Origin of the sequence: Streptomyces sp. NPDC088706 (assembly GCF_044752765.1) — a bacterium.
Lineage (GTDB): Bacteria > Actinomycetota > Actinomycetes > Streptomycetales > Streptomycetaceae > Streptomyces.
The window spans coordinates 312,614-336,802 of the sequence record NZ_JBIVLW010000002.1 but is presented as its reverse complement, the minus strand read 5'-3'; the positions used below and the strand labels follow the sequence as shown (position 1 = coordinate 336,802).

General features: G+C 68.1%; 23 protein-coding genes and 3 pseudogenes. 9 read left to right on the top strand and 17 right to left on the bottom strand.

Going from position 1 to position 24,189, the window contains the following annotated elements; all coding sequences use genetic code 11:
* Position 1: 1 nt before the first annotated feature.
* The 5 genes from ACIQAK_RS07120 to ACIQAK_RS07100 form a co-directional block, all read right to left on the bottom strand.
* Positions 2-955 (bottom strand): ABC transporter permease, encoded by a 954-nt coding sequence (locus ACIQAK_RS07120; RefSeq protein ID WP_366387277.1) that lies wholly within the window; start codon positions 953-955, stop codon positions 2-4.
* Positions 948-1,877, bottom strand: a complete 930-nt coding sequence (locus ACIQAK_RS07115) for an ABC transporter permease (RefSeq protein WP_366387276.1) — start codon at positions 1,875-1,877, stop codon at positions 948-950. Before ACIQAK_RS07115 ends, ACIQAK_RS07120 begins: the two co-directional genes overlap by 8 nt.
* 130 nt (positions 1,878-2,007) lie before the next feature.
* The gene (locus ACIQAK_RS07110; protein ID WP_366387275.1) at positions 2,008-3,627 is read right to left on the bottom strand and encodes an ABC transporter substrate-binding protein; all 1,620 of its coding nucleotides are present in this window, start codon (positions 3,625-3,627) and stop codon (positions 2,008-2,010) included.
* A 526-nt stretch (positions 3,628-4,153) separates the two neighbouring features.
* Positions 4,154-6,025, bottom strand: coding sequence for a translational GTPase TypA (typA, locus tag ACIQAK_RS07105; RefSeq protein ID WP_366387274.1), 1,872 nt, complete (start codon positions 6,023-6,025; stop codon positions 4,154-4,156).
* Positions 6,026-6,382: 357 nt separating this feature from the next.
* Positions 6,383-8,857 carry an ABC transporter family substrate-binding protein gene (locus ACIQAK_RS07100; RefSeq protein WP_366387273.1) on the bottom strand — a complete coding sequence of 825 codons (2,475 nt, stop codon included), beginning with the start codon at positions 8,855-8,857 and terminating at the stop codon, positions 6,383-6,385.
* A 495-nt stretch (positions 8,858-9,352) separates the two neighbouring features.
* Between ACIQAK_RS07100 and ACIQAK_RS07095 the strand changes: the two genes are divergently transcribed.
* Positions 9,353-10,198: an SDR family oxidoreductase gene (locus ACIQAK_RS07095; protein WP_366387806.1), complete on the top strand. Its 846-nt coding sequence runs from the start codon at positions 9,353-9,355 to the stop codon at positions 10,196-10,198.
* A gap of 111 nt (positions 10,199-10,309) precedes the next feature.
* Positions 10,310-11,137, top strand: a complete 828-nt coding sequence (locus ACIQAK_RS07090; RefSeq protein ID WP_366387272.1) for an alpha/beta hydrolase — start codon at positions 10,310-10,312, stop codon at positions 11,135-11,137.
* 93 nt (positions 11,138-11,230) lie between these two features.
* On the opposite strand, the gene ACIQAK_RS07085 is transcribed toward ACIQAK_RS07090, so the two are convergent.
* On the bottom strand, positions 11,231-11,761 hold the full coding sequence (locus ACIQAK_RS07085; protein ID WP_366387271.1) for a hypothetical protein: 531 nt from the start codon (positions 11,759-11,761) through the stop codon (positions 11,231-11,233).
* A gap of 134 nt (positions 11,762-11,895) precedes the next feature.
* Between ACIQAK_RS07085 and ACIQAK_RS07080 the strand changes: the two genes are divergently transcribed.
* A complete protein-coding gene (locus tag ACIQAK_RS07080; protein WP_366387805.1) occupies positions 11,896-12,309 on the top strand; it encodes a VOC family protein in 414 nt (137 codons plus the stop codon).
* A gap of 853 nt (positions 12,310-13,162) precedes the next feature.
* On the top strand, positions 13,163-13,435 hold the full coding sequence (locus ACIQAK_RS07075; RefSeq protein ID WP_366387270.1) for a winged helix-turn-helix domain-containing protein: 273 nt from the start codon (positions 13,163-13,165) through the stop codon (positions 13,433-13,435).
* A 79-nt stretch (positions 13,436-13,514) separates the two neighbouring features.
* Here the strand turns inward: ACIQAK_RS07075 and ACIQAK_RS07070 are convergent, their stop codons facing one another.
* The 4 genes from ACIQAK_RS07070 to ACIQAK_RS07055 all read right to left on the bottom strand — a co-directional run bounded on the left by ACIQAK_RS07070 (position 13,515) and on the right by ACIQAK_RS07055 (position 16,611).
* Positions 13,515-14,081 (bottom strand): GNAT family protein, encoded by a 567-nt coding sequence (locus ACIQAK_RS07070; RefSeq protein WP_366387269.1) that lies wholly within the window; start codon positions 14,079-14,081, stop codon positions 13,515-13,517.
* Positions 14,078-14,593, bottom strand: a complete 516-nt coding sequence (locus ACIQAK_RS07065; protein ID WP_366387804.1) for a lasso peptide biosynthesis B2 protein — start codon at positions 14,591-14,593, stop codon at positions 14,078-14,080. The genes ACIQAK_RS07070 and ACIQAK_RS07065 overlap by 4 nt, the downstream gene beginning before the upstream one ends.
* A gap of 104 nt (positions 14,594-14,697) precedes the next feature.
* Positions 14,698-16,401 carry an albusnodin/ikarugamycin family macrolactam cyclase gene (locus tag ACIQAK_RS07060; protein ID WP_366387268.1) on the bottom strand — a complete coding sequence of 568 codons (1,704 nt, stop codon included), beginning with the start codon at positions 16,399-16,401 and terminating at the stop codon, positions 14,698-14,700.
* A 75-nt stretch (positions 16,402-16,476) separates the two neighbouring features.
* Positions 16,477-16,611, bottom strand: coding sequence for an albusnodin family lasso peptide (locus tag ACIQAK_RS07055; protein WP_366387267.1), 135 nt, complete (start codon positions 16,609-16,611; stop codon positions 16,477-16,479).
* Positions 16,612-17,804: 1,193 nt separating this feature from the next.
* Between ACIQAK_RS07055 and ACIQAK_RS07050 the strand changes: the two genes are divergently transcribed.
* Both ACIQAK_RS07050 and ACIQAK_RS07045 read left to right on the top strand, forming a co-directional pair.
* Complete coding sequence (locus tag ACIQAK_RS07050) at positions 17,805-18,653, top strand: helix-turn-helix transcriptional regulator (protein ID WP_366387266.1); 849 nt, start codon at positions 17,805-17,807, stop codon at positions 18,651-18,653.
* Entirely contained in the window at positions 18,631-18,840 is a 210-nt protein-coding gene (locus ACIQAK_RS07045) for a DUF397 domain-containing protein (RefSeq protein ID WP_366387265.1), read from the top strand. Before ACIQAK_RS07050 ends, ACIQAK_RS07045 begins: the two co-directional genes overlap by 23 nt.
* A gap of 63 nt (positions 18,841-18,903) precedes the next feature.
* Here the strand turns inward: ACIQAK_RS07045 and ACIQAK_RS07040 are convergent, their stop codons facing one another.
* The 4 genes and pseudogenes from ACIQAK_RS07040 to ACIQAK_RS07025 all read right to left on the bottom strand — a co-directional run bounded on the left by ACIQAK_RS07040 (position 18,904) and on the right by ACIQAK_RS07025 (position 21,079).
* On the bottom strand, positions 18,904-19,146 hold the full coding sequence (locus ACIQAK_RS07040; protein WP_366387264.1) for a hypothetical protein: 243 nt from the start codon (positions 19,144-19,146) through the stop codon (positions 18,904-18,906).
* The gene (locus ACIQAK_RS07035; RefSeq protein WP_366387263.1) at positions 19,143-19,322 is read right to left on the bottom strand and encodes a hypothetical protein; all 180 of its coding nucleotides are present in this window, start codon (positions 19,320-19,322) and stop codon (positions 19,143-19,145) included. The genes ACIQAK_RS07040 and ACIQAK_RS07035 overlap by 4 nt, the downstream gene beginning before the upstream one ends.
* A 70-nt stretch (positions 19,323-19,392) precedes the next feature.
* A pseudogene (locus ACIQAK_RS07030) lies at positions 19,393-19,665 on the bottom strand (recombinase family protein); the annotation flags it as partial.
* A 257-nt stretch (positions 19,666-19,922) separates the two neighbouring features.
* Positions 19,923-21,079, bottom strand: a pseudogene (locus tag ACIQAK_RS07025) (methyltransferase domain-containing protein).
* Between the two features lie 174 nt (positions 21,080-21,253).
* Between ACIQAK_RS07025 and ACIQAK_RS07020 the strand changes: the two are divergent.
* Positions 21,254-21,670: pseudogene (locus ACIQAK_RS07020) on the top strand (DUF6879 family protein); the annotation flags it as partial.
* An 11-nt stretch (positions 21,671-21,681) separates the two neighbouring features.
* Positions 21,682-22,554, top strand: coding sequence for a helix-turn-helix transcriptional regulator (locus ACIQAK_RS07015; protein WP_366387262.1), 873 nt, complete (start codon positions 21,682-21,684; stop codon positions 22,552-22,554).
* A 69-nt stretch (positions 22,555-22,623) separates the two neighbouring features.
* Here the strand turns inward: ACIQAK_RS07015 and ACIQAK_RS07010 are convergent, their stop codons facing one another.
* Positions 22,624-23,013 carry a hypothetical protein gene (locus ACIQAK_RS07010; protein WP_401847777.1) on the bottom strand — a complete coding sequence of 130 codons (390 nt, stop codon included), beginning with the start codon at positions 23,011-23,013 and terminating at the stop codon, positions 22,624-22,626.
* Positions 23,014-23,204: 191 nt separating this feature from the next.
* Between ACIQAK_RS07010 and ACIQAK_RS07005 the strand changes: the two genes are divergently transcribed.
* Positions 23,205-23,552 (top strand): VOC family protein, encoded by a 348-nt coding sequence (locus tag ACIQAK_RS07005; RefSeq protein WP_366387260.1) that lies wholly within the window; start codon positions 23,205-23,207, stop codon positions 23,550-23,552.
* Between the two features lie 105 nt (positions 23,553-23,657).
* Here ACIQAK_RS07005 and ACIQAK_RS07000 read toward each other — a convergent pair whose 3' ends face one another.
* Positions 23,658-23,873 (bottom strand): DUF397 domain-containing protein, encoded by a 216-nt coding sequence (locus tag ACIQAK_RS07000; RefSeq protein WP_366387259.1) that lies wholly within the window; start codon positions 23,871-23,873, stop codon positions 23,658-23,660.
* Between the two features lie 40 nt (positions 23,874-23,913).
* A complete protein-coding gene (locus tag ACIQAK_RS06995) occupies positions 23,914-24,120 on the bottom strand; it encodes a DUF397 domain-containing protein (protein ID WP_366387258.1) in 207 nt (68 codons plus the stop codon).
* Positions 24,121-24,189 lie beyond the last annotated feature (69 nt).

The window sequence follows — 24,189 nt, the reverse complement described above, 5'->3', positions numbered from 1 at the left end:
CTCAGCGCATCTTGGGGTCGAGGGCGTTGCGGACCGCATCGCCGAACATCAGGAAGGACAGCACCGTGACCGAGACCATCACCGAGGGGATGATCAGGACGTACGGAGCGTTGCGCAGCTGGTCCTTCGCAGCGGACACATCGATGCCCCACGAGACCGTCGGCTCGGCGAGGCCGATGCCGAGGAACGAGAGGGTGGCCTCGGCGGCGATGTAACCGCCGAGCGCGATGGTGGCGACGACGATCACCGGAGCGATGGCGTTCGGCAGGATGTGCCGGGTCAGGATCCGGGTCGTGGAGGCGCCCAGCGCCTTGGCGGCGACCACGTAGTCGGCCTGCTTGATCGTGATGACCGAGCCGCGGGCGACCCGGGCGATCGATGTCCAGCCGAGGAAGGCCATCGACAGGATCACGACCCAGACGGAGCGCTCCTCGAAGCTGGTCAGGATGACCATGGCGCCGACGATGAACGGCACTCCGAAGAAGACGTCGGTGAGGCGGGACAGGATCGTGTCGATCCAGCCGCCGAAGTAACCGGCGATCATGCCGATCACCAGGCCGAAGACGGTGACCGCGAGGGTCACGACGATGCCGACGGTGATGGAGGCACGGGCCCCGTAGACGACACGCGCGTAGATCGAGCGCCCCTGGCCGTCGTAGCCGAGCCAATCGGGGGCGAAGAAGTGGCCCCAGTTCGGGTGCTGGAGGTAGTGCTTGGCCAGGTCGGCGTCGCGCGGCGAGGCGCTGGTGAACAGACCCGGGAAGATCGCCATGACGCCGAGCACCAGGATCAGCGCCATCGAGACGACGAACATCGGGTTGCGGCGCAGGTCGTGCCAGGCGTCGGACCAGAGGCTGCGGGGCTTGCCGGGCGCGGGGCCGGCCTCGGTCGCGGCGGGCGCGTCGACGGCGGTGGCCGGCGCGTCGGTGCTCTGGAGTGCGGTGGTGTCAGGCATACCGGATCCTCGGGTCCAGGACCGCGTAGAGCAGGTCGACGAGCAGGCTGCAGACGAGGTAGACGATGACGAGCAGCGTCACGATGCCGACCACCGTGGCGCCCTCACGCTTACCGAGGGCTTCGAAGACCAGCTGGCCGACGCCCTTGATGTTGAAGATGCCCTCGGTGACGATCGCGCCGCCCATCAGGGCGCCGATGTCGGTGCCGAGGAAGGTGACGACCGGGATGAGCGAGTTGCGCATCAGGTGGACACCGATCACGCGGCGGCGCGGCAGGCCCTTGGCGACGGCCGTGCGCATGTAGTCGGCGCGCATGTTCTCGGCGACCGAGGTACGCGTGAGCCGGGCCACGTAGGCGAGTGACAGCGACGCCAGGACGACGGCCGGCATGATCAGTTCGCCGTTGGTCGGTTCGATGCTCACGTTGGGCTTGGCGATCCCGAGCTGGAACGCGAAGAAGTGCTGAACGAGGAAGCCCAGCACGAAGGACGGCATGGAGATCAGCACCAGCGTCAGGCCGAGCAGACCGCGGTCCCGGAAGGACTCGGCCTTGAGGCCGGCGATGATGCCGAGTGAGATCCCGGCGACGACCGTGAAGACGAAGGCGAAGATCGCCAGTCTCACGGTGATGGGATAGGCGTCGGCGATGACGTCGGCGACCGGGCGCTGCGTGCCGATCTGGGTGCCGAAGTCCCCCTGGAACAAATTGCCCAGGTAGTTCAGATACTGCTGCCAGATCGGCTGGTCGAGCCCGTAGGCCGCCTTGAGCGCGGCGATCTGTGAAGCATCTACGTGCTGTTCACCGGCAAGTGCTCTGACGGGGTCGCCGGGCAGTGCGTACATCATCAGGAAGACCAGCAGGGTCGACCCGATGAAGACCGGGATCATCTGGAGCAGTCGTCGTGCGACATAGCGCCCCATGGGTGCCTCCGTGTGGGGATAACTGCGGCTCGGGGGCCGCCTCTTCGCAGAGACGACCCCCGAGCCCCCGGCCGCGCTGAGGGCAGCGCGGCCGGATGACGGCCAAGTGGGGAAATGACCCGCCGGCGTGTTACTTGGTGGTGACGCCGGTCAGTTCGAGGTCACCGTGGAAGTCGACCTCGACGTTCTCGACGTTCTTCCCGTGGCCGCCGTTGATGCGGTAGTACCAGAGCGGGATCGCCGGCATCTTCTCGACGAGCTTCTTCTCGACCTCCTGGTAGGCGGCGACGGAGGCCTCGAGCGAGTCGGCCTTGTCACCCTTCGCCATCAGGTCGTCGATCTCCTTGTCGGAGAAGCGGCCGTTGTTGGACTCCGCCTTGGAGTGGTAGAGCTCCTTGAGGAAGTTCACGTTGACCGGGTAGTCGGCGACCCAGCCACCGCGGTACATGCCCTTGACCTCGTCGTTGTCACGAGCCTCAAGGTCGGTCGGGAAGTCCGGCTTGGCGTCGCCCACGCAGTCGACCCCGGTGGCGTTGCGGATGGACTCGCAGACCGCGGTCACCCACTCCTTGTGCCCACCGTCGGCGTTGTACTGGATGGAGATCTTGTTCTCCGGGACACCGCCACCCTCCTTGATGAGGGCCTTGGCCTTGGCCGGGTCGTACTTCAGAAAGTCCGATTCGAGCTGCTGGTTGCCCTTGACCTGCGGCGGCGTGAAGCTCGTCGCGGGCGTACGGGTGTTGTTCAGGACGGTCTTGGTGATCGTGTCGCGGTCGATCGCCTTGGACAGACCCTGGAGGACCTTGGGGTTGATGTCCTTGAACGTCTTGGTGTAGAAGGCCGGGACCAGCGTCTGGATCGCGGCGTACGGCTGCTCGATGGCGCCGTCGCCCAGGTCCGTCTTGTACTTCGGCAGGTCACGCGGACCGACCTGGCGGATGATGTCCAGGTTGCCCGAGACGACGTCCGTGTACGCGGCCTCGACGGTCGTGTAGTTCTTGAACTGGATGCCCTTGTTGGCAGCCTTGTTCGGGCCCTGGTACTCACCCCAGGCCTTGACCTGGATGAGCTTCTTGCGGTCCCACTTCTCGAACGTGTACGGGCCGTTGCCGATCGGCTTGAGACCGAACGCCTTCGGGTCGTCGTAGAAGACCTTCGGCAGCGGCGCGAACGTCGCGTAGCCGAGCTTGTAGTTGAAGTACGGGACCTTCTCCGACAGCTCGATGGTGAAGGTGGTGTCGTCCACGGCCTTCAGGCCGGACATCTTGTCGCCCTTCGCGGCACCCTTCTCGGGGTGGACGTCCGCGTAGCCCTTGATGTCGGAGAACCAGAAGGCGTTCTGCTGCTTGTTGTCGACGTTGGCGTACCAGTTCCACGCGTCGATGTACGACTGCGCGGTGACGGCCTCGCCGTTGTGGAACTTCCAGCCCTTCTTGAGCTTGACGGTCCACGTCTTGGAGTCCTGGGTCTCGACGGACTCGGCGTTCGTGAGAACGATCTCGCCCTTGGCGTCGAAGTCCAGCAGCTGGGTGAACAGCGACTGGATGACGTAGGAGCCGTTGGTCTCGTTGGTGTCGGCCGGCATCAGCAGCTTCTGCGGCTCACCGACGTCGATCGAGACGTAACCGGCGGGCTGGCCCGACGTGTTCTTCTTGCCTTCGTCGCTGCTGTCGCCGCCACCACAGGCAGTCGCAGCCAGGGCGATGACGGCCGCTCCCGCGACCCACTTGGCGCTCTTGGCACCACGCATGGGTTTCCTCCTCATGAGTCCACTTTTGACTACAAGAAGGGCACTGGAGAGATTCACCGACACCCCTGACGGTGATCGTTCAGTGCCCCGAGTGTGCTCGTGAGTCGGCACTCCCCACAGTGCGTGACCCATTGACCCGAGCTCAATGGAGCCAACTATTGAGTACGGCAGAGCTGTAAACCACACTTAAAGGGTCTCGGTTTGACAACATCAGACCCCCCCGTGTGCCCGAAATACGGACAAAGCGATCCCAGACAGACACGCCCGAAACGGACTGTTAACACATGTTCCGGAGAGCGACCCCCGATATCCGGACACCACGGTCGGAAAAAGCGATTGACGAAGGCCCGGCCCCCCACAGTTTCTGCGGCGGGCCGGGCCTCATGTCAATGCCTGTGCTGACGGTCCGTCCGACGGGCCCTCACAGGCCCCGGAGAACCGGCGTATACGGAGCGTACGGCTCCGGGCGGTACAGGGAGCCGCCCGGCAGCCCCAGGGGCCGCCGGGCGCATCTCAGGGGGTCGCGTCAGCGCTTGGCGCGGGAGGCGGCGCGGCCGCGCTCCTTCTGGTCCAGGACGACCTTGCGGATACGCACGGTCTCCGGGGTCACCTCGATGCACTCGTCCTCGCGGCAGAACTCCAGGGACTGCTCCAGCGAGAGCTTGCGGGCCGGGACCACGTTCTCCGTGGTGTCCGCGGAGGCCGCACGCATGTTGGTGAGCTTCTTCTCCTTGGTGATGTTCACGTCCATGTCGTCGGCGCGGGAGTTCTCGCCGACGATCATGCCCTCGTAGACCTCGGTGCCGGCCTCGGTGAAGATGACACCGCGCTCCTGGAGGTTGACCATGGCGAACGGCGTGACCGAACCCGAACGGTCCGCGACCAGCGAGCCGTTGTGACGGGTGCGCAGCTCGCCGAACCACGGCTCGTGGCCCTCGAAGATGGAGTGCGCGATGCCCGTACCGCGGGTCTGGGTCAGGAACTCCGTACGGAAGCCGATGAGGCCGCGGGAAGGCACGATCCACTCCATGCGGACCCAGCCCGAACCGTGGTTCGTCATCGTCTCCATACGGCCCTTGCGGGTCGCCATGAGCTGCGTGATGGCGCCGAGGTGCTCCTCGGGGGAGTCGATCGTCATGCGCTCGATCGGCTCGTGCGTCTTGCCGTCGATCTGCTTGGTGACGACCTCGGGCTTGCCGACGGTCAGCTCGAAGCCCTCGCGGCGCATCTGCTCGACCAGGATGGCGAGCGCGAGCTCACCACGGCCCTGGACCTCCCAGGCGTCGGGGCGCTCGGTGTCCAGGACGCGGAGCGAGACGTTACCGATCAGCTCGCGGTCCAGACGGTCCTTCACCTGACGGGCGGTGACCTTATGGCCCTTGCCGCCCTTGCCGACGAGCGGCGAGGTGTTGGTGCCGATGGTCATCGAGATGGCCGGCTCGTCGACCGTGATCAGCGGCAGCGCGATCGGGTTCTCGGGGTCGGCCAGGGTCTCGCCGATCATGATGTCCGGGAATCCGGCGACCGCGCAGATGTCGCCCGGGCCCGCCACCTCGGCCGGCTTGCGGGTGAGCGCCTCGGTCATCATCAGCTCGGTGATGCGGACGTTGGACATGGTGCCGTCGCGCTTGATCCAGGTGACGGTCTGGCCCTTGCGCAGCTCGCCCTGCTCGACGCGGCAGAGCGCGATACGGCCGAGGAAGTTGTCGGCGTCCAGGTTGGTGACGTGGGCCTGGAGCGGGGCGTCCTCGTCGAACTCGGGGGCCGGGACGTGCGAGAGGATCGTGGAGAAGAACGGCTCCAGGTTCTCGCTGTCCTGCGGGACGGTGCCGTCCTCGGGCTTGGTCAGCGAGGCGACGCCGTCACGGGCACAGGCGTAGACGATCGGGAACTCGATCTGGTCCTCGTCCGCGTCCAGGTCCAGGAACAGGTCGTACGTCTCGTCGACGACCTCGGCGATCCGGGAGTCGGGGCGGTCGGTCTTGTTGATGCAGAGGATGACCGGCATCTTCGCGGCCAGCGCCTTGCGCAGCACGAAGCGGGTCTGGGGCAGCGGGCCCTCGGAGGCGTCGACGAGCAGCACGACAGCGTCCACCATCGACAGACCGCGCTCGACCTCGCCGCCGAAGTCGGCGTGGCCGGGGGTGTCGATGATGTTGATCGTGATCGGGTCCCCGCCGTCCTTGGGGTGGTACTTCACCGCCGTGTTCTTGGCGAGGATCGTGATGCCCTTCTCACGCTCCAGGTCGTTCGAGTCCATCATGCGATCGTCGAGGTGCTCGGCGGCGTGGGCGGCGAAGGCTCCGGCCTGCTTGAGCATGGCGTCGACCAGCGTGGTCTTGCCGTGGTCGACGTGGGCGACGATGGCTACGTTACGGATGTCGTGGCGCGTGGGCATGGGTGGCTTGCGCTTCTCTCGGATCGTGGGATCAGGCGTCTCAGTCGGTCTTCGAGTCCTCGTACGCCCGCCGGGCGGCACGCCACGGCTCGTCCCATGGTACGGGCCTTGCGCGGGCCGGGCTTCCCGGGCCGATCCGCGAAGGCGGTCTTCCCGTGTGATTCAGCCGATATTCAGCTCATGTCAAGAAGCGGCGGCGGCCGGTGGAGGACCGCGTGGGGGGAGGGGGTGGGGAGGGTCGAACGGCCCGGGTCAGGGCGGGTACCACCTTGCCCGCCGCGGTGGCGGCGGGCAAGGCTTTTGAGCAGCATCTGAGCTTGTGCAAGCTGCTGACCTGCTGTTTCCAACCGGGACCTGCTACTTCTTCCGGTCTGCGGGGGAACCTGCCGCTTGCCGGTCCGTGAACCCGATGTCCTGGTAACGGGGGGCCGCGAAGCCGAAGGCGCCGACGTTGGCGAGCTTCTTGTCCACCGCGACGAGCTGCGGGCGCTGGAAGAGCGGAATCGATCCGGCCGCCGCCCAGATCCGGGCGTCCGCCTGCTTCATCAGCTCCCGGGAGGCCTGCTCGTCGAGCTCGGCGACCGCTCGGTCGAAGAGCTGGTCGATGTGGTCGGTGCCGACCCGGGTGTAGTTCTGCTCGACGAGCAGCGACCCGTCGGAGGCCGGCTCCGGCTTGGCGTAGATCGGGCGTCCGTCGGTGGCCGGGTAGGCGGTGGCGGGCCAGGAGTAGAGCGCCAGGTCGTAGTCGCCGGAGGCGATGTGGTCCTTGAAGTAGCTCTCGTCGGGGACCTTGGTGATCTCCGTGCCGATCCCGATCCTCTCCAGCATGGCCGCGATCCGCTCGCCCACGCCGCGCAGGGACTGCGAGCCCGGGCCGGCGGGGAGCACGAAGCGCAGGGTCAGCGCCTTGCCTTCCTTGCCGAGCGGTCCCTTGACCGAGGCGGGGGCGGGGGCGGCGGTACCCACGGGGGCGTACGCGCCGGCCGCGCCGCCGGGCTGCTTGTCCTGGGCGGTGACCTTGGCGGCCGCTTCGGTGGCGGCGCTGCCCTTGCGGGCGGCGCTGTCCTTGCGGGCGGCGCTGTCCTTGCGGGCGGCGCCGGCCTGGCGGAGCAGGGCGATGCTCTGGGCCGCGGCGGCGCGGGAGGGGGCGAGGACGTGGGTGGCGTCGGGGCCCTGGACGGGTCCGGCGCCCGGCTTGTCGTCCTGGCCGACGATGTACAGGCCCTCGGCGCGGGAGGCGGCGCTCTCCTCGGAGTCGGAGGCGGCCCGGTCGGCCTTCTCCTCGTCCTCCTCGTCGGCCTTCTCCTCGTCCGCCCCGGACTTCTCCGCCTTGTCGGCCTTCTCAGCCTTCTCCGCCTTCTCCGTGCCCTCCTCCTTCTCCTCCTCCGCTTTCTCCTTTTTCTCCTTGTCCTCCTCGCTCTCCTTGTCCTCCGCCTCGCTGCCCGCCTTGGTGTCCTTGGGCTTCTCGGCCGCACCGCCCCGGGTCCAGCCCGCGTCGGCCAGCAGCGCCTGGGCCTCCTTGGTGTTCTGGTCGCCGAGCGCCCCGCTGCCGTCCCTGTAGCCGGGCTGTCCGGCGAGGGCCAGGTGGCTGCCGAGCGGCTTCGCCGGGAGACCCAGCGGCTTCAGGACGGTCTCGGCCAGCTCCTGCCGGTCCAGGGCGCGCGCCACCGCCCGGCGCACCCGGTCGTCCGCGAGCGGCCCGGACTCGCCGTTCAGCGCGAGCTGGGTGTAGGCGGGCTCCAGGGACTTGCGTACGGCGTAGCCACGCAGGGCCTTCTGCTCCGCCCCGTACGCGACGACGGCCTTGCGGTTCGCGTCCCGGGCCGCCTGGGCGATCTCCGCCTGCTCCTCGTCGGAGCCGTGCGCCAGCGCCCAGGAGCGCAGGGCGGCGGCGGGTGTGAGGTCGGCACCGGGGCCGTGGGTGAGCGGCTGGCCGTTGCTGCCCTCGCGGAGGGCGAGGGTGATGCGGCTGGCCGTGGGGGCGTCGATGTCGGTGACGTGCACGGTGCCGTCGGCGAGGGCCTTCGTACGGTCCTCGGGGGCGACGACCCGGAAGACGAGGGTGTCCAGCTTGGCCTTGTCGCCCCACCAGCGGGGGCTGCGGACGAGGGTGACGGTGCCGTCGGCCTTGCTCACGCTCTTCAGCTGGAAGGGGCCGGCGGTGTTCTTCAGGACGGTGCGCGCCCCGTCGTTGAAGGTGTCCGGCGAGCCGGTGACCTCCTTCGGGTAGAGCGGCGAGAAGAGGGAGCGCCAGTCCGCGTACGGCTTGGCGAAGGTGACCCTGACCTGGAGATCGTCGGCGCCGCGCTCGATCTTCTCGATCCGCTCGTAGCCGGAGTTGCGGGCCGTCCAGAAGGCCGAGTCCTTGCCGCTGAGCGCCCGCCACTGGGCCACGAAGTCGGGCGCCCCGATCTCGCGGCCGTCGCTCCAGACCGCCTGCTGGTTGAGCTTGTAGAGCACGACCTGCTTCGGTTCGCGCTCGATGATCTTCGCGGACTCCAGGTAGTCCGGGTTGAGCTTCGGCTGCCCGGCCGCGTCCATCGGGAAGAGCGTGGGCAGCAGGGCGCTGGTGATCCTGGTGGTGGCGCTGTCGGCGTCCGCCTGGAAGGCGTTGAGGGTGGTGGGCATCGCGTCGACCGCCCAGTTCACCGTCGAACCGTCGGCGACCCGGTCGCGGGCGGCGGGGGCGATGTCCTGCGGGACCCCCCGGGAGGTCTCCTCGCCGTCGGAGCTACAGCCCGCCAGCGCGGGGATCGTGAGCACCCCCGCCGTGAGGAGCGCGAGCGAGCGGCGCTTTCGTACCGTCCCGCGCGGGACGCCGACGTGGGACATGGCTGATACCTCCGGGGCCGGCCCGGACCACCCCGTACCGGAATGGACCGGATAGTGCGTGTGTGGTGGCATTTGCAGTTGATCACACTGATTCCTTCGGTCCACTGAAGGCGCCTCCGCGCGGGAGGGGGCGCCGACACGGCGGAGGGGGCCCACAAGCTCACCCGCCCGGAGGAACGTTCCGGCACGCCTTCGCCTCCCGTTCCGGCACGCCTTCGCCTCCCGTTCCGGCACGCCTTCGCCTCCCGTTCCGGCACCCTTCCGCCCCCCGTTCCGACACCGTGCCGACGCCGTGGAGCGGAGCGGCCTGACCACCGAGGTGGTGCATGTCCGGCCACCTGGGGCGGGCCGCCCGGCCCGACCCGACGCACTGCCCGATGCGCCCGTAAGGTCGCTTATGTCGGCCCCCGTGCGGCGGTGACGGCAGGCGGGGAGCGGGTAACGGGGAACGGACAGCGAATGGCGAACGGCGAACGGCAGAAGGGTGGCACCGGCATGGCGGGAACGATCCTCATCACCGGAGCAGGCACCGGATTCGGCAAGGAGGTCGCGCTGCGCCTGGCCGCGGCCGGGCACGATGTCATCGCGGGCGTGGAGATCGTCGCCCAGGTGACCGCCGTACGCGAGGCGGCGAAGGAGCGCGGGGCGCCGCTGCGGGTGGAGAAGCTCGATGTGACCGACCCCGACGACCGGGAGAACGCCTGGGCCTGGGATGTGGAGGTGCTGCTCAACAACGCGGGCGTCTCCGAGGGCGGCTCCACGGTGGACATCCCGGCCGACCGGCTGCGCCGCCAGTTCGAGGTGAACGTCTTCGGGCCCGTCCTGCTGACCCAGGGCTTCGCCCGGAAGATGGCCGCGCGCCGCAGCGGCCGGATCGTCTTCATGTCGTCCGTCGCCGGGCTCACCGTGGACCCGTTCACCGGGGCGTACGCGGGATCGAAGCACGCCGTCGAGGCGTTCGCGGACGCCCTCGACCAGGAGCTGGCCGAGTTCGGCGTCACGGTGGCGACCATCAACCCGGGCCCGTTCCTGACCGGTTTCAACGACACGATGTTCGAGACCTGGAAGCAGTGGCGCGACGACCCGTCCCAGCGGCTCTTCGACTACACGGAGATCGCGTTCCCGCACGAGCAGTACGACCCGGAGCCGGTGTACGACATGACGGTCAAGGTGCTGCTCGGCGAGGACCGCCGCTACCGGCACGTGCTGCCGGCCGAGATGGAGCCCTCGGTACGGGACCAGGTCGCCGCGCAGTGGGAGCGCGAGCTCAACGACGGCGCACGCCCCGAGCTGGTCGAGAAGGCGTACGCCATCGACCCGGCCACGCCGGTGGAGTCCTGACAACGCCGGTGGTCCCGTTTCCCGGGTCCGGGCTCAGCGGTCGGGGTGCCCGGACCTTCAGTGATGCGGCTGTCCGGTGTGCGGACGGTCATCGACGCGAGAGGAACCACCATGCCCATCGTCACCACCCGCGACGGTGTCGAGATCTTCTACAAGGACTGGGGCCAGGGGCGTCCGGTCGTCTTCATCCACGGCTGGCCGCTGAACGGCGACGCCTGGCAGGACCAGCTGAAGACCGTCGCGGACGCGGGCTTCCGCGGCATCGCGCACGACCGTCGCGGCCACGGCCGTTCCACTCCCGTGTGGGACGGCTACGACTTCGACACCTTCGCCGACGACCTCCACGACCTCATCACCCAGCTCGACCTGCGGGACGTCACGCTGGTCGCGCACTCCATGGGTGGCGGTGAACTGGCCCGCTACATCGGCCGGCACGGCACCGACCGGATCAGGTCCGCGGTGCTGCTCTCCGCGGTCCCGCCGCTGATGCTGCGGGGCCCGGACAACCCCGAGGGTGTGCCGCAGTCCGTCTTCGACGGCATCAAGGACGGCATCATCACCGAGCGCTCCCAGTTCTGGAAGGACACCGCCGTCGGGTTCTTCGGAGCCAACCGCGAGGGCAACAAGGTGACGCAGGGAAACAAGGACGCCTTCTGGTACATGGGCATGGCCCAGACCATCAAGGGCGGTGTGGACTGTGTCGACGCCTTCGCCTCGACGGACTTCACCGACGACCTCAAGAAGTTCGACGTGCCGACCCTGATCGTGCACGGCGACGACGACCAGGTCGTCCCGATCGACGCCACCGGCCGCAAGTCCGCGAAGATCATCCCGAACGCGACCCTCAAGGTCTACGAGGGCGGTTCCCACGGCATCGCGCTCGTCCCCGGTGACAAGGAGAAGTTCAACAAGGACCTCCTCGACTTCCTCAAGAACTGAGGCCTGCCGCCCGGAAGCGAGCGAGTCCGCAGCGGGGCAACGCCACCGGACCCGCCCGAGCACCCCGCCCGGGCGGGTTCGGCTCTCCGGGCCTCAGCTCACGACGGGGCGTACCGTGTGCCGGTTCACCGAGCACGCCCAGACGGAGCCGGACGCGGTGCGGGTGGCGTGCAGCCCGACGTGGTGGACGGGACAGAGCGGCCAGACGAGCCGGTCCCGGTCCGCCAGCAGGCATTGCACCCCTTCGGCCGCCTCGGTGTGGATGTCGCTCGGATCGATGCCGTGGACGGCTTCGGACCCGACGCGGACGACGCCCTCCGGCTCGCGCTCGCCGGGCGGGGAGTACCGCACGGAGACGTCGTAGGCCCGCCCGGTCTCGTCATGGACCTCCGCGAGCAGGGCGGTGACGGCCTGTTGGGCATGCGCCTGCCGGTGCGCGCCGAGCAGAGGCGCGAAGTACGACGGGGGCATCGCACCGTTCTCCACGAAGACCGCCCAGAGGAACGCGAGGGCGTCCTGGGATTCGCGTACGCCTGCCGGATCGGTGTCGAGGCCTTCGGACAGGGTGCGGAGCCAGGTCCGGAACGCCGGATCTTCCAGGTCGGGAGGAATATCTGCGTTCATCGCGTCCCCGACGTCAAGTTGACGGCTCCCGTCGTCGCAGCCCCGCACCTGACGCGCTCCTTGGTTGTGTTGTCCGACCCGATCGTAGGGCCGCCGATCGCATACTAGGTTGCCCGTCATGACCGAACCCGGGCCTGTCGTCTGGCCACCGGCCCCCATCAGGACCAGCAGCCGGAATCGACCTGACGCTTGATGGTGCGGACGCGCAGGCTCCTGCCGCCTTCTGGAAGGCAGCCCTGGGCGATGTCGACGAGCCACCGCCGGCTCCTTTCAGGACGCGCGAGGAGTGGCTCGCACAGTTCGACCTGCCGGAGGACGAATCCGTGGAGGACGGAGCGTGGCTGTGTGATCCCGACGGCGTCGGCCCCCGTCTCTGCATCCTTGAGGTCCCCGAGCGGAAGACGGCGAAGAACCGGCTCCACATCGACATCCGAGTGCCAGGACACGGCAGTCCGGACGAGCGATGGGCGCGGATCGAGGCGGAGTCCGAGCGCCTGGTGCGCACGGGCGGCACCGTCCTGGGGAAGTTCGACGGGCACCATGTGTGATGGCCGAACCCAACACACGTAACTACCAGTTCTGGTGGTAAGCCCTGGTCACCCCTTGTCAAGCCACGTAAAAGCCCCGCCCGGCAACTGGTGCCGAACCGGGCTCTTTGAGTTCTGGCCCTACGGGCGGTGCAACACGCCCTCGGGGGTCGGTCCCGCCCCGAGCTTCACCGCGTGGTCGGGGCATGCGTAAAGGGTCGTTCCGGGGCCGCTACTGCTCTGTATGTACCGGACGGGAACCGGAGCACGCGTCACGGTCTTGCCATCGACACAGAGCGCCGCGTGTCCCGCGAGGACGACCGGGAATAGCTCGTCGGCGGTCATGCCGACACCCCCGCAGCGGCGAACGAGTCGGCTCCAAAGGGGGCACCCTCGTACGTGTAGGGGTAGTCCACGCCGAGCGTTGCGAGCGTTGCCGCGCGTCGCCGCTCACGGATCACCCGCAGTTGCAGCGTCGCTTCGGCTTCCCGCTGGAACAGCGCTGCGGCTTCCTCTTTTTGATCCGGTCCACGGACGGGACCAGGGCGAGACGGGGGCGGGGACGGGCTCGGCCAGCTCGGCGAGGAATGCGGCGGAGTGGCGTCCGGGTCGGTGAGACAGGGACGCGAGGGCACACAGGATGACGAGCACGGACCCGAGTCCGATTGCTGCGAGGGCGATAGCATCGCATGTCGTTTCAGCTCTCTTACAGCTGTTCGGCGGAGCCCCGGCGGACCGGTCCCAAGCGGTCTTCCGGGGCGCTTTTCGGTTCGACCTTAGATCCATACGTCAAGGTGCGTATAGATACGTCAAACGACGTCAGCGCACGCGGCTCTCAGTGTCCTGTCGTCGGGCACCCGCTAGCGTTTGCCCTATGGACTACAGTCCCGATGCGAAGATCGTTCGTGATGCTCCCGAGCCCCCGTATGAACAGCTCGCGGGCATCCTGCGGGCGCGCATCGGGCGGGGCGATTGGAAGCCCCGTCGCCCCCTGCCGTCCGAGACCCGGTTGGGCGAGGAGTACGAGCTTTCGCGTCCGACCGTGCGCCGATCCATTGCGGCCCTGGTCGCCGATGGCGTGCTGTTCGTGGTGCCGCAGCGCGGGACGTACGTAGTCGGCGAGCCGAGCGGGGTCGAGGGAGATTAGGGCTCGCCGCGTGTTCTTCGGCGGAAAGGTGCGGTCCCGCCCGCAGATGGACGAGCGGGGCCGCGAGGGGGTCAGCGAGTCAGCTACCGAGCGCAGCGGCCACGGCAGACGTTCCGGGGAAGTCCTCAGGCACCGCGTCCATGATCAGCTCGTCCACGGGCTTGCCGAGCCAGAACCCCGAGCGGCGGAGCCGTCCAGCCGACCGGAACCCTGCCTTCTCGTACGCCTTGACTCCGGCCGAGTTGGGTTCAAGCACCTTGAGCCACACCGCGCGTAGGTGGGCAAGGTGGAACGCCCAGTCCAGCGTTAGGCGGGTCGCTTCCGTGGCGTGGCCCTTCCCGCGCTCCTCGGGGGCGAGGACCATTACGAACTCAGCCGTTCGCACGTAGGTGTTGACCTCCAGAATCGTCATTCCCATGGATGACCCGTCGTCCACCCGGACCACCTCGAACTGTTGGAAGCGCTCGTTTCCGCGCTGCCGCTCGTACCCGGCGGCGCGAACCTCCCACGCCTGCGCCCACTGGTTTCCGTACCCCGTGATGGTGGCGGGGTCGTTCTCCCACTTGTGGTACTCGGGCAGCATGTCCGCCCGGGGCATGGCAAGGGCGAGGGTTTCGCCGCTCAACAGGATGTGCGGTTCACTCACGGTCGTACCTTCCTGGTGGCCCGAGCCGATCCGGGCCCATCTGGTGTGTAGGTGGGGGTGTAGAGAGCGGTGTCCGCCGGTTCCTCGACCGGAGACCCGTCCGGGCCCGCTATCCAGGCGTGCAGCCGTACGAGGTCGAGCGCTACGCCGTGTCGCCACTCGGCACGGCGTCGAACGACCGTCAGCATGAGTGCGGTAGCCGTCGAGTCCTCCAGACACGCCCAGCGCATCGGCAAGAGCTGTGCGGCCCAGCGAACCGCGCGGACAGCGTAGCGAGCCTGTGTCTCTGCGGCCGGGGGCAAATCGCGCCCCAAGGATGCGAGGCGAACGAGCCGAGCGAAGCGGTTACGGCGACGACCAGCGGCCCACACAGCAGCGGTGGCGAGGACGACCGGTCCAGCGGTGACCCGCCACCGCAACGGAATCGGAGCCGGTTCGGGCGGGGCTGCCGACTGTTCGACGGTTCCCCATGTCAATACGGTGTCCGGCACGTCAACGAAGGTCGCCCCCATAGCGGTTACCGCCTCGGATGTGGGACGTAGCTCGGTCGCGCCCGTGTCGTAGTCGATCACGACAGACGCGTGAGAGGCGCGGGCGACCACGGTGTTCGTACGGCTCACAATGCACCCGCCGGAGTCGGCGCGGTGTATGTCCACTCGGTCCCGGACGCACGCTCGACCGCCTCTAGCCAAGCCTCGGCAGCGAGGGCGGACAGCAGCGGCGGCCAGATCGTTTCCGCGCCGAGGGCAGCCGCGTGCACGGTTGCGCGCAACGGCACGGGGTTGACGAGCCCGAGGGCCGCTAGACGTCCGTCCGCGAGGCCGAGCACGCGACGACGGTTGACCCGTAGCCCTAGGTGGAAGTCGCCGACCATGAGCCCCTTGGCTGCCCGTGTGCGGTGCGCATGGGGCAGTAGATCGGCGAACGTGTCGGCAAGCATCGGCTTGTACCGCCGCGCCGAGTAGCGCTGTTCGATGGGGGCCGAGACCACCGCGTCCAGGACCGCGCCGTCAAAGTAGGGGTTGTGCAGCGCGAGGCCGAGCGAGTCCGCGAGTTGGAGTTCCGAATAGGCCGACCGTGCCTCCGTGCGCAGCTCGGCGACCAGCGCCATGTCAGCGTCGGGGCCCCTGGTGGTGTCCACCCTCGGCAGCGACGCGGTAAGCCATCCGGGACGCCCGAAATCCGAGCGGCCAACGCGCGCAGCATTGCCCCGTAGAGCGGCAGCGACCAGCGGACGGGGACTTTGGCGGCGCAACCGAGCCCAGTCCCGTGCATCTCCAAGCATCCGGAGCCAGTTCCCGCTACGCGCGAGGGTCGCCAGGTGCGCGGGGGCGGACAAGAACAGGTTGTCCCCGCCGTCGCCGGTCAGATGACAGACGGACCCCGCAGCAGCCATCGTGACGAGCTGGTCCGAGAACATCGACCACACCGCCGTAGAAGGAGCCGGCTCGTCCGTCGCGGGCAAGGGAACGTGGGTTGCCGTGAAGGGCAGGTGCCGAGCGGTAAGAGGGAAGGGTGAGCGGGTGAGCCCGGGAACGTTCAGCGCTTGGGCGTACTGCATATCACCACCGCTGGTGATACCTGCCGGGTGCACAGTCACGCCGGTGATGGGTCCGCACTGTGCGGCGAGCACAGCGACCGTGCTTGAGTCCATGCCTGCAAGATCAGTCGTTGCGGACACTCCCTCGACCCGAACGCGGACCCCCTCCCCGAGGGTGCGCCGAAGCGCTGCCGATGCCTCGCGCGGCGTGCGCCGTGTCGGCTTCCACCACGCGGAGAGTGAGGGACCGTCCTTAGCGTTGAGCGTCAGCAGACGTCCGGCGGGGACAGGGACAACCCCCGCCCACGCACTACGGCCCGTAGCGGGGCTGTGCTTGTCCCGCAGGTACGCGGCGAGCCATCCCGTATCCACGCGTCCGCCGGCGAGCGGTGACAGCGCGAGGGAGCTGGACCCCCATACCGGCCCGTCCGGCGTGCTGACGGTATAGAGGGGCGAGGCTGCCCCCGCGTCCGCGAGGACTTCCACACGGCCCGGCTCGGACAGCCGAACAACGGTGTGAGAGCCCGCCCACGTTCCCGCTACCGTCGCCAAATCGGGGGTCGCAAGCGCACGTGCAATGTCGTGCATGGTTGCCGAGCAAGGGCCGAGCACGGCGATTCGTGCGCTGCCGAGTTGCACGGTCCGGACGTACTCGGACTGCCAGTCACCACAGACCCACAACGCGGGGTCACGCCAAAGCAGACGTGCGCCTACTGGTGTCGCAGCGGGTCGGTTGCCGGGTGCGCATCCGCCGTACCACCGCGCCTTGTGTTCTTCCATCTCGTGATCCCTTCCGCCGCGGAAACGGAACGGCCCCCGGGGAGATTGCTCCCCCCGGGGGCCGTCCGAGCCGGTCTAGCTGTACGGGGTCTGCTTGGACTCCGTGGACGATGACGAGCTACCCCGCGTCAGCGCGGCAGCGTCGCCAAGAACGATGACCGACGGAACGTCCGTGTCTTCCGGAGCGTCCGTGGTGGGCTCGTGGTCCATATGTTTTCCCTCCTCTCATGTGTGGCGGGACAGGGCAGCCCCTGCCGAGTGGGAACGCCCACTCCTGCGGGCAGGGGAAGTCAGGTCAGGCCGCGCGCCCTCGTAAAGCGGAGGCACCCCGGGGCCACGGGGCACCGCAGCAGCGGACCGGTCCCGGCGGGGAATCCCCCACTCGTCGAGCCGTTCGGCGAGCCACTTTTCCCCCACGTCCCCGAAGAAACGAGACAGGGACGCGGCGGACTCTCCGCCCTGGTAGCGCTCGGTCACCTCGGCGCGAGCAGCTACGAACTTCTCCCGGGACTGCGCGAGTTCGGCGCGGGAACGCTTGGGCATCGGGGTTATTCCAGTGCTCTCGGTCAGACGGTTGGCGAGGGGCCCGCCCTGGTCGTCGGGGGGAACCGAGATCACAACCAGGGCGGGGGTACGCGGCTACCGGAACAGTCCCGTTCGCGGTGCCTTGTGTCGGCTGCGGCAGAACCTCGGCCGAGACGGTCCGGGCGGGAACGCTCCCGCGAGCGTGCGAGGCGATCCGGTCGTGAAGCCGAGCAATGCACGGGCCGCAGTAGTACAGGTCAGCGACTACGTGACCCGTCGTCTGAGCTACGCCGATCCACAGCACCTGTGCGTGTTCCTGGTCGCACCAGCCCCAGCACGTTCCGTATGTCCACCCGTTCCCGTCATCCGTGCTCGCCGGCTCGGGCGTGCCCGTTACGTCGGGGTGCAGGATGCCGGACGGCAGGGCGATGATCACGGGTTTACCCGGTGCAAGCGGCGCAGCTCTTTTTCCTCGCTCACACGCTCCCGAAGACCGTGCATCAGGGTGGAATCCTCGCCGTTGGCGGTCGGCTCGTCGTCGGCCTGGTCGCGGCTCTCGTTGTCGGCCGGGTCGTTCTTGTGCGGGTGGGCTCCGATGATCGCGTTGTACTGCCTTATCCCGCCGTCGTTGCCGTTGATGCGCGACGCCGTGCGGCCCCGGTGAGTGGCGTTGCAGATACGGCACTGCGGGTGCGCGACCGGCTCAAGCTCGGGGTTTGCTGGTCGTCCTGGTGCTCATCACGGCTTCGGGCATGGGGGTACCTCGGTTCCGGGGGTTCGGATTGCAAGCGGTACAACACCTAGAGTGACGCCCCGGCCGTACGCTCAACAGGCCCAGAGCCATTCCAACCGAGCCGGAATAGAGAAGAGTTGTACGCGTGAGCGAGCAAGCAGACCAGCAACAGGAACCTCGGGACGCTGCCGCGTACTTCGGGCGGGAAGTCAAGGAGTTACGCGATCACTTGAAGCTGCCTCAAGAAGCGTTCGCCGATGAACTGCACTACAAACAAGCCCAGGTCAGCAAGGTTGAGAGCGGCACCGCCCTCGCCTCTCCAGCCTTCGCGGACGCCATGGATCGCGTCGCCAAGACTCCCGGGGTTTACCGCCGTCTACGAGACAGGCTCGCGCGACAGGGACACCCGGATTGGTTCGTCCCGTACATCACGCTTGAAGAGTCCGCGAGCCACGTCACGGACTACTCGTGCACGTTCCTTATGGGTCTGCTCCAGACTCCCGAGTACGCGGCAGCGGTCATGCACGCATCCTTCCCTCGGGAGACAGACGACCAGATCAAAGACCGCGTAGAGCTTCGGATGCGTCGGCAAGGAGTCATAGAGCGCGACGACCCACCAGCACTTTGGGTGATCGTTCACGAAGCTGTCTTGCGGACCGTCGTCAAAAGTACCTCGGTCATGGTGGGGCAGCTTGAACACCTCGCGGTGGCCATGCAGTCGCCACACGTGACCGTGCAAGTGCTTCCGTACTCTGCGGGTGCCGCTCCGTCCCATCTGCCCTTTACGCTGCTCTCGTTGGACGACAAGCCGCACGCTGTCTACACCGAGACGCCGACCCACGGCGGGCAGGTGGACGAGACGCCTAGCGTGGTGGTTACGGCGGTCAACACGTTCGACCGGCTACGCATGGCGGCGCTCTCCGAAAACGAGTCGCTCGCCAGGATTCGCAAGATCATGGAGGAACACGCGAATGAGCAACACTCCCAGCCCTGACCCGCTGCGGTGGGTCAAGAGCACTTACAGCGCTGGGGAAGGACAGTGCATCGAGTGGGCCCCCGAGCACGCTGCCGCAACGGGTGACTATCTCGTCCGGGACAGCAAGGACACCGAAGGGCCTCATCTCGCGCTCACGGCCGACCAGTGGGCGGGGCTGGTCGCGTTCGCCAGGAAGCACGGCTGACGCCCCACGGCCGCTACCACGGGCCCCGCCTCTCCATCTCGGAGGGGCGGGCTCTCGCGTGTGCTACGCGGCGGGGCCGAAGCTACGGAATGCGCGGATTATGAGCAGCGAGGGCGGCCCCAGCTCGGGCGTGCGGTCGGTCAGGTAGACGCCCCACGCGCCACGGCGTCCGGGGATCTTGTGCACGCTCACGCCGTACCGGTCGGTGATCCGATGCCCGACGAGCACCGCTGCGAATCGCTGCGTCTCGGTCCACGCGTCGTCTCGTTCCTCGCGCCCGAGGATGAACGCTCGCGTCGCCATCACGCGGCCAGCAGCATGGTTGCAGCGGGCTCGTGCTGCCCGTAGGCGCACGCTATCCACGGCTCGTCCCACTGGACCCACAGACCGGCTTCAGGGCTCCGCACCCACTCGACCGAGCCGGCGAGCCCTTCCGTGTACCGATCACGGGCGAGCACCCGGAACCACTTATATCCGGCCACGGCGCGCAGTAGCCGCGCGACGGTCGCCCCGTGTGCTTCCAGCGTGACGGACAGGTCCTCGCACGACCTGATCGTTCGGACGGGCGAGCCAATGTCCGAGGGCGGGACGGTCGAACGGAGCAATCTTGCTCGCCGACACGTCCAGGTCTACGGCCTCGCGGAGCGCGTCACCAAACCCAAAGTCGATGTTGAGTTCTGCCGCAACCTTGTCGTCGGCCTCGCGCTGCCACTCGGGGCTGGTGGTCTCGTCGGTCAATACGGACAGGCGCACGCACCGCACACCCCGGAGGGTCCGCGTTTCGTAGACCGTGCCCGCGAGGGGGTTCCGGGGTGCACTGTTCATGCCTCCCGTAGGGACCGACGGGTTCCCCGTGTTGCTGTGCTCCCTGACCAGGACCGACGCGACCATGACCGCACCCCAGAACCGCTAGACCGGAGTGTTGGGAGACCCGGAGGGCAATGAGTTCTGCGTCGGCGCGGCGTCTGTGTGACGAGCCGACGGGCAGCGAAGCCCCGCACATACCCCTCCCAGAGGCGTGCACCGGGGGCCCGGTGGGCATCCGCAGGCGGGCTGCCGCCGGTTCCGCCTGACTTCCACGGTCAGGGCAGGACGGGCATGGGGTCATCCGGGGTGTCCAGCCACGGCACGTGCACGCCCTCAGGAGTGATCGTCATCCCGAACCGCTCCGGCCCGGGGCGGCCCGCGTCGCGCCACCAGTCGTGAGCCGCTTCCGCCATCGCCCACAGCCGTCGAGGCCCGTGCTCCCACACGGTGAAGCGTTCGGAACTCCGCCCGTCGCAGTCCACAGCCGCCCAGGAGTCGGCCTTGGTGGTCGCCAGCCACAGGCGGGATGCGACACCCTGCACATCGGGGTTGTCATGCCAGGTCCGCCATACGTTCCGCAGGTGCAGGCCGACCGAGAACTGCGCGGCCCAGTCGTCGCCCGCGACGGCCCAGGGAGACAACCGGGTCATGGACTCCACAGGTACGTGGCCATCCCCCACCACATCGCGGTAGATCCGCAGGTCCCTACGCTGCCCCCGCAACAGCATGAACGCCGAGTACGGTGAGAAGGAGCCCGAGGCGCCTCCGTGACCGTCCACGGTGAGCCGCAAGAGCCCGTAGCAGAGCCACGGCGACTCCCACGGGACAAGGATGACCCCGCCCGGCTCGGTCTGCGCGATCCACGCCGGAGGAACGGCCCGCACGGAACAGGTCGCGATCACCCGGTCGTAGGGACCCCGGTTGCATAGCCGTCCGTCCCGTCGCCACAGATCGCCCGCACCTCCAGCCCCACGCTCCGGAGACAGTCTGTCGCCTGTGCGGACAGCGCCGGGTCCACCTCGATCGTGGTCACCCGGTCCGGCCCGAGCCGGTGCGCGAGCAGGCCGGCGTTCCAGCCCGTACCCGTGCCGATCTCCAAGACTCTGTGGCCTGCTCTCACCTCAAGCATGCCGAGCATGCGGAAGACGATCGAGGGAGCAGAGGCCGAGCACGACGCCCAGCGCTCTCCCGGCTCGGCGGCCTCCCCGTCATTGACCTGCGTGACGACGGCGGTGTCGGCATAGGCGTGACGCAGCCAGTCCTCGGGCGTTTCTTCCCGGGAGCACTCCGACAGTTCACCGCCCACCCAGACCTTCTCGGGAAGGACGCCCTTGTGCTTCGGTTCCGGTGACGGCTTCGCGGTGCCCGGATCCTTGCCCCCCGAGTGTTTTCCGTCGCCACCGCCGCCGCCTTTACCAGGTCCCCAACCCATAGCAAGACCCCTTTACTTGGCGGCTCGGACGGAACGACCCTAGGGAAGCGGCGAACGGAAAATCCACGTTGTTGCAGACGGTTGCACGCCCCCTTGTGCAGCGTTGACGCCCGACCGTAAGGCCGTGAGGCTGAGCACAGCCGGCTGACAACCCGGCACGACGTGAGGAGGGGCTATGCGGCGTGGCGACAGGGCCACCGCCTCGACGCGGACGACCGTGAGTCCTGGTGGCGGCCATGGCTCGATGTCGTGCAGGAGATCACTGCCAAGGGCGTTCGGCTGCGCCGTGCCCGCATCGTGAGCGAACCGCCGAGCGAGTACATCCGTTACGAGCATTCGTTCACCTTTACCAACATCGCGGTGGGCGAGGAGATCCGCTGGCTCCCGCGCCGCTCGGCCACGGGTCTTGCCCTGCCGGACAACGACTTCTGGCTGTTCGACGACAGGCTCGTCCAGTTCAATGTGTTCGACGGTGAGGGGCGTTGGGTCCACACCGACCAAACTGATGATCAAAAAACGGCCGATCTCTGCTCCGCCGTCTTCGAAGCCGTCTGGGAGCGGGCTGTACCGCACGACAAGTACACCGCCTGAGGATCACGTTCATGCCCGAGTTGCCACTGTCCACCGCCCGTGTGCCACTGTCCACCGCCCGTGCCGCCCGTGCGGCCCTCGCGTCCCGTCTGGACGGGTTACGGCGGGACGCCGGGCTCACCGGGCATGAGCTGGCCATGCGGTGCGGCTGGCACAAGTCGAAGGCCTCTCGCATCGCGCGCGCCATGACGGCCCCCTCGGACTCCGACATCCAGGCATGGTGCGAAGCCTGCGGAGCGGGGAACCAGGCGGCCGACCTCATCGCCGCGTCCCGGACGGCCGAATCCATGTACGTCCAGTGGCGGCAGATCCACCGGGACGGGATGCGGCGAGTGCACGAGAGCACCCTCCCCCCGTATGAGCGGACGACCCACTTCCGCGTGTACGCCTCCAACGTCCTGCCCGGCATGCTCCAGACCCCGGAGTACGCAACGGGAGTCCTCCGGTCCATCACGGCCTTCCAGGGCACCCCCGACGACGTGGCCGATGCCGTCCGGGCCCGGATGGCTCGCTCCCGCGTCGTCTACGAGGGCAACCACCGCTTCGCCCTGCTGGTCGAAGAGGCTGTCCTCCACTACCGCGTCTGCGACGGACCCGAGCTGGCCGCACAACTGCGGCACCTGGGAGAGGTCATGGGACGGCAGAACGTATCTCTGGGGATCATTCCCCTTGAGGCTCGGCGTACCGTCTGGCCGCTGGAAGCATTCTACGCGTTCGACGATGCCCAGGTGGCCGTGGAGACGCTGACGGCCGAGGTGAACATCGCAGAACCCAGCGAAGTCCACACCTACCTGAGAGCATTCGCGGAGCTGTCCCGCATCGCTGCCTATGGAGGGACCGCCCGCGACCTCATAGCCAAGGCTCTGAGTTCCGCTCTCTCCTAGGCGCTGTCCGGAAGGTCTCGGCATCGGATCGCGCCGGCTCCGGGAAGTCTCGGCGGGCGCCGGAAGCCTTCAGTTTCCAGGAGGGAACGCTTCGTACAGCGCTTCGGCGTGTACCGCGTCGTACTCGCTGATCAGCACGCGCTCCACCCCGCCCCCGTGCCGTCGCAGCTCGACCTCCTGGCCGTGATCGAACTGCACACGCACCCGCGGATTCCCGCACACCGCCTCGGCCTCACCGCGCATCATCTCGAACCAGATGCCGCGTATGGCGTACTGGGGATCATTGCCTCGGTGCCGGAGTACGCGTACCCGACGGTCGGTCAGCAGCAAGGATGCCCGCCGAGCCGACAGGCCCCAGAACTGGCGTCCGTACGTCACGCCGCAGCCCGCCATCATCCGCTCACCCTCCGGAACCCACTTGGTGAGGCGCTCACGGTCCACCACCCAGTCCGCGGCCACCATCTCCACTCCCCTCGTCCACGGCACGACACCGTCACGTATCTCCTGCTCGTCTTCCTCCGTAAGGGACTTCCACACGGAGACGGCCTTCATCGCCGGCGATAAGGTCCCCGCACAGGGGCGCGCGGAAGGACGTGCCGTAGTACTCATGGAGATCTCGGAGTCAGGTCCGTTCTCACAGGGAGTCGTCGATGGCCGTTCGCCGTGTTGTGCCCAACATCGAGTCGGAAGCCGTGCAGGAAAGCCGGGAGTTCTACGGTCTGCTGGGTTTCGAGGAAGTGATGAACCACGGCTGGATCATGACGCTCGCCTCGCCGTCCAACCCGGCGGCGCAGGTCAGCTTCATGGCCGGTGACAAGACCGCCCCGGTCGTCCCCGACATGAGCGTGGAAGTGGACGACGTGGACGCGGCTTACGCGCTCGTGCAGGCGACCGGCGCGGAGATCCTCCACCCTCTCCAGGACGAGGAATGGGGCGTACGGCGGTTCTTCGTCCGCGATCCCAACGGCCGGGTGGTCAACGTGCTCGGCCACCGCTGACGGAGAGCGGGGCGCGGCACCCTACAGCAGATCTGCCACGGACAGCAGAGCGCTCCACCGTGCTCGGCACGGTGGAGCGGCAGTGCGGGCGGCTGGTCCGGGCGGTCAGACGGTGTCGAAGTCCCCGGCCCGGACGCCCGTCACGAAGGCGGTGAACGCGGCGGCGGGGACGCTGAGTACGGGGCCGTTCGCGTTCTTCGAGTCGCGTACGGGGACGATGCCGGTGGTGGACGCGGTGCGCGGGGCCCACTCGACGCAGGTGCCACCGTTGGCGCTGTAGGAGGACTTGACCCAATGATGGGTCGTGGATTCGGTCGTCACGGAACGTCCCTTCGTCGGCGGTCGGGCGCGGCTACGGCTGCTACAGCTCCCCGGACTTGATACCCGTCACGAAGGTGGAGAACGCGGCAGCGGGGAGGCTGAGTACGGGGCCGTTCGTGTTCTTCGAGTCGCGTACGGGGACGATGCCGGTGGTGGACGCGGTGCGCGGGGCCCACTCGACGCAGGAACCGCCGGTGTCGCTGTAGGAGGACTTGACCCACTGATGGGTCGTGGATTCGGTCGTCACGGAACGTCCCTTCGTCGGCGGTCGGGCGCGGCTACGGCTGCTACAGCTCCCCGGACTTGATACCCGTCA

Coding starts and splice junctions, on each gene's coding strand:
- ACIQAK_RS07095 (WP_366387806.1), top strand. CDS start 9,353: ATGGCGGGAACGATCCTCATCACCGGAGCAGGCACCGGATTCGGCAAG.
- ACIQAK_RS07055 (WP_366387267.1), bottom strand. CDS start 16,611: ATGGACCACGAGCCCACCACGGACGCTCCGGAAGACACGGACGTTCCG.
- ACIQAK_RS07110 (WP_366387275.1), bottom strand. CDS start 3,627: ATGCGTGGTGCCAAGAGCGCCAAGTGGGTCGCGGGAGCGGCCGTCATC.
- typA (WP_366387274.1), bottom strand. CDS start 6,025: ATGCCCACGCGCCACGACATCCGTAACGTAGCCATCGTCGCCCACGTC.
- ACIQAK_RS07075 (WP_366387270.1), top strand. CDS start 13,163: ATGGACTACAGTCCCGATGCGAAGATCGTTCGTGATGCTCCCGAGCCC.
- ACIQAK_RS07115 (WP_366387276.1), bottom strand. CDS start 1,877: ATGGGGCGCTATGTCGCACGACGACTGCTCCAGATGATCCCGGTCTTC.
- ACIQAK_RS07065 (WP_366387804.1), bottom strand. CDS start 14,593: ATGGGGGCGACCTTCGTTGACGTGCCGGACACCGTATTGACATGGGGA.
- ACIQAK_RS07015 (WP_366387262.1), top strand. CDS start 21,682: ATGCCCGAGTTGCCACTGTCCACCGCCCGTGTGCCACTGTCCACCGCC.
- ACIQAK_RS07100 (WP_366387273.1), bottom strand. CDS start 8,857: ATGTCCCACGTCGGCGTCCCGCGCGGGACGGTACGAAAGCGCCGCTCG.
- ACIQAK_RS07045 (WP_366387265.1), top strand. CDS start 18,631: ATGAGCAACACTCCCAGCCCTGACCCGCTGCGGTGGGTCAAGAGCACT.
- ACIQAK_RS07085 (WP_366387271.1), bottom strand. CDS start 11,761: ATGAACGCAGATATTCCTCCCGACCTGGAAGATCCGGCGTTCCGGACC.
- ACIQAK_RS07005 (WP_366387260.1), top strand. CDS start 23,205: ATGGCCGTTCGCCGTGTTGTGCCCAACATCGAGTCGGAAGCCGTGCAG.
- ACIQAK_RS07120 (WP_366387277.1), bottom strand. CDS start 955: ATGCCTGACACCACCGCACTCCAGAGCACCGACGCGCCGGCCACCGCC.
- ACIQAK_RS07090 (WP_366387272.1), top strand. CDS start 10,310: ATGCCCATCGTCACCACCCGCGACGGTGTCGAGATCTTCTACAAGGAC.
- ACIQAK_RS07060 (WP_366387268.1), bottom strand. CDS start 16,401: ATGGAAGAACACAAGGCGCGGTGGTACGGCGGATGCGCACCCGGCAAC.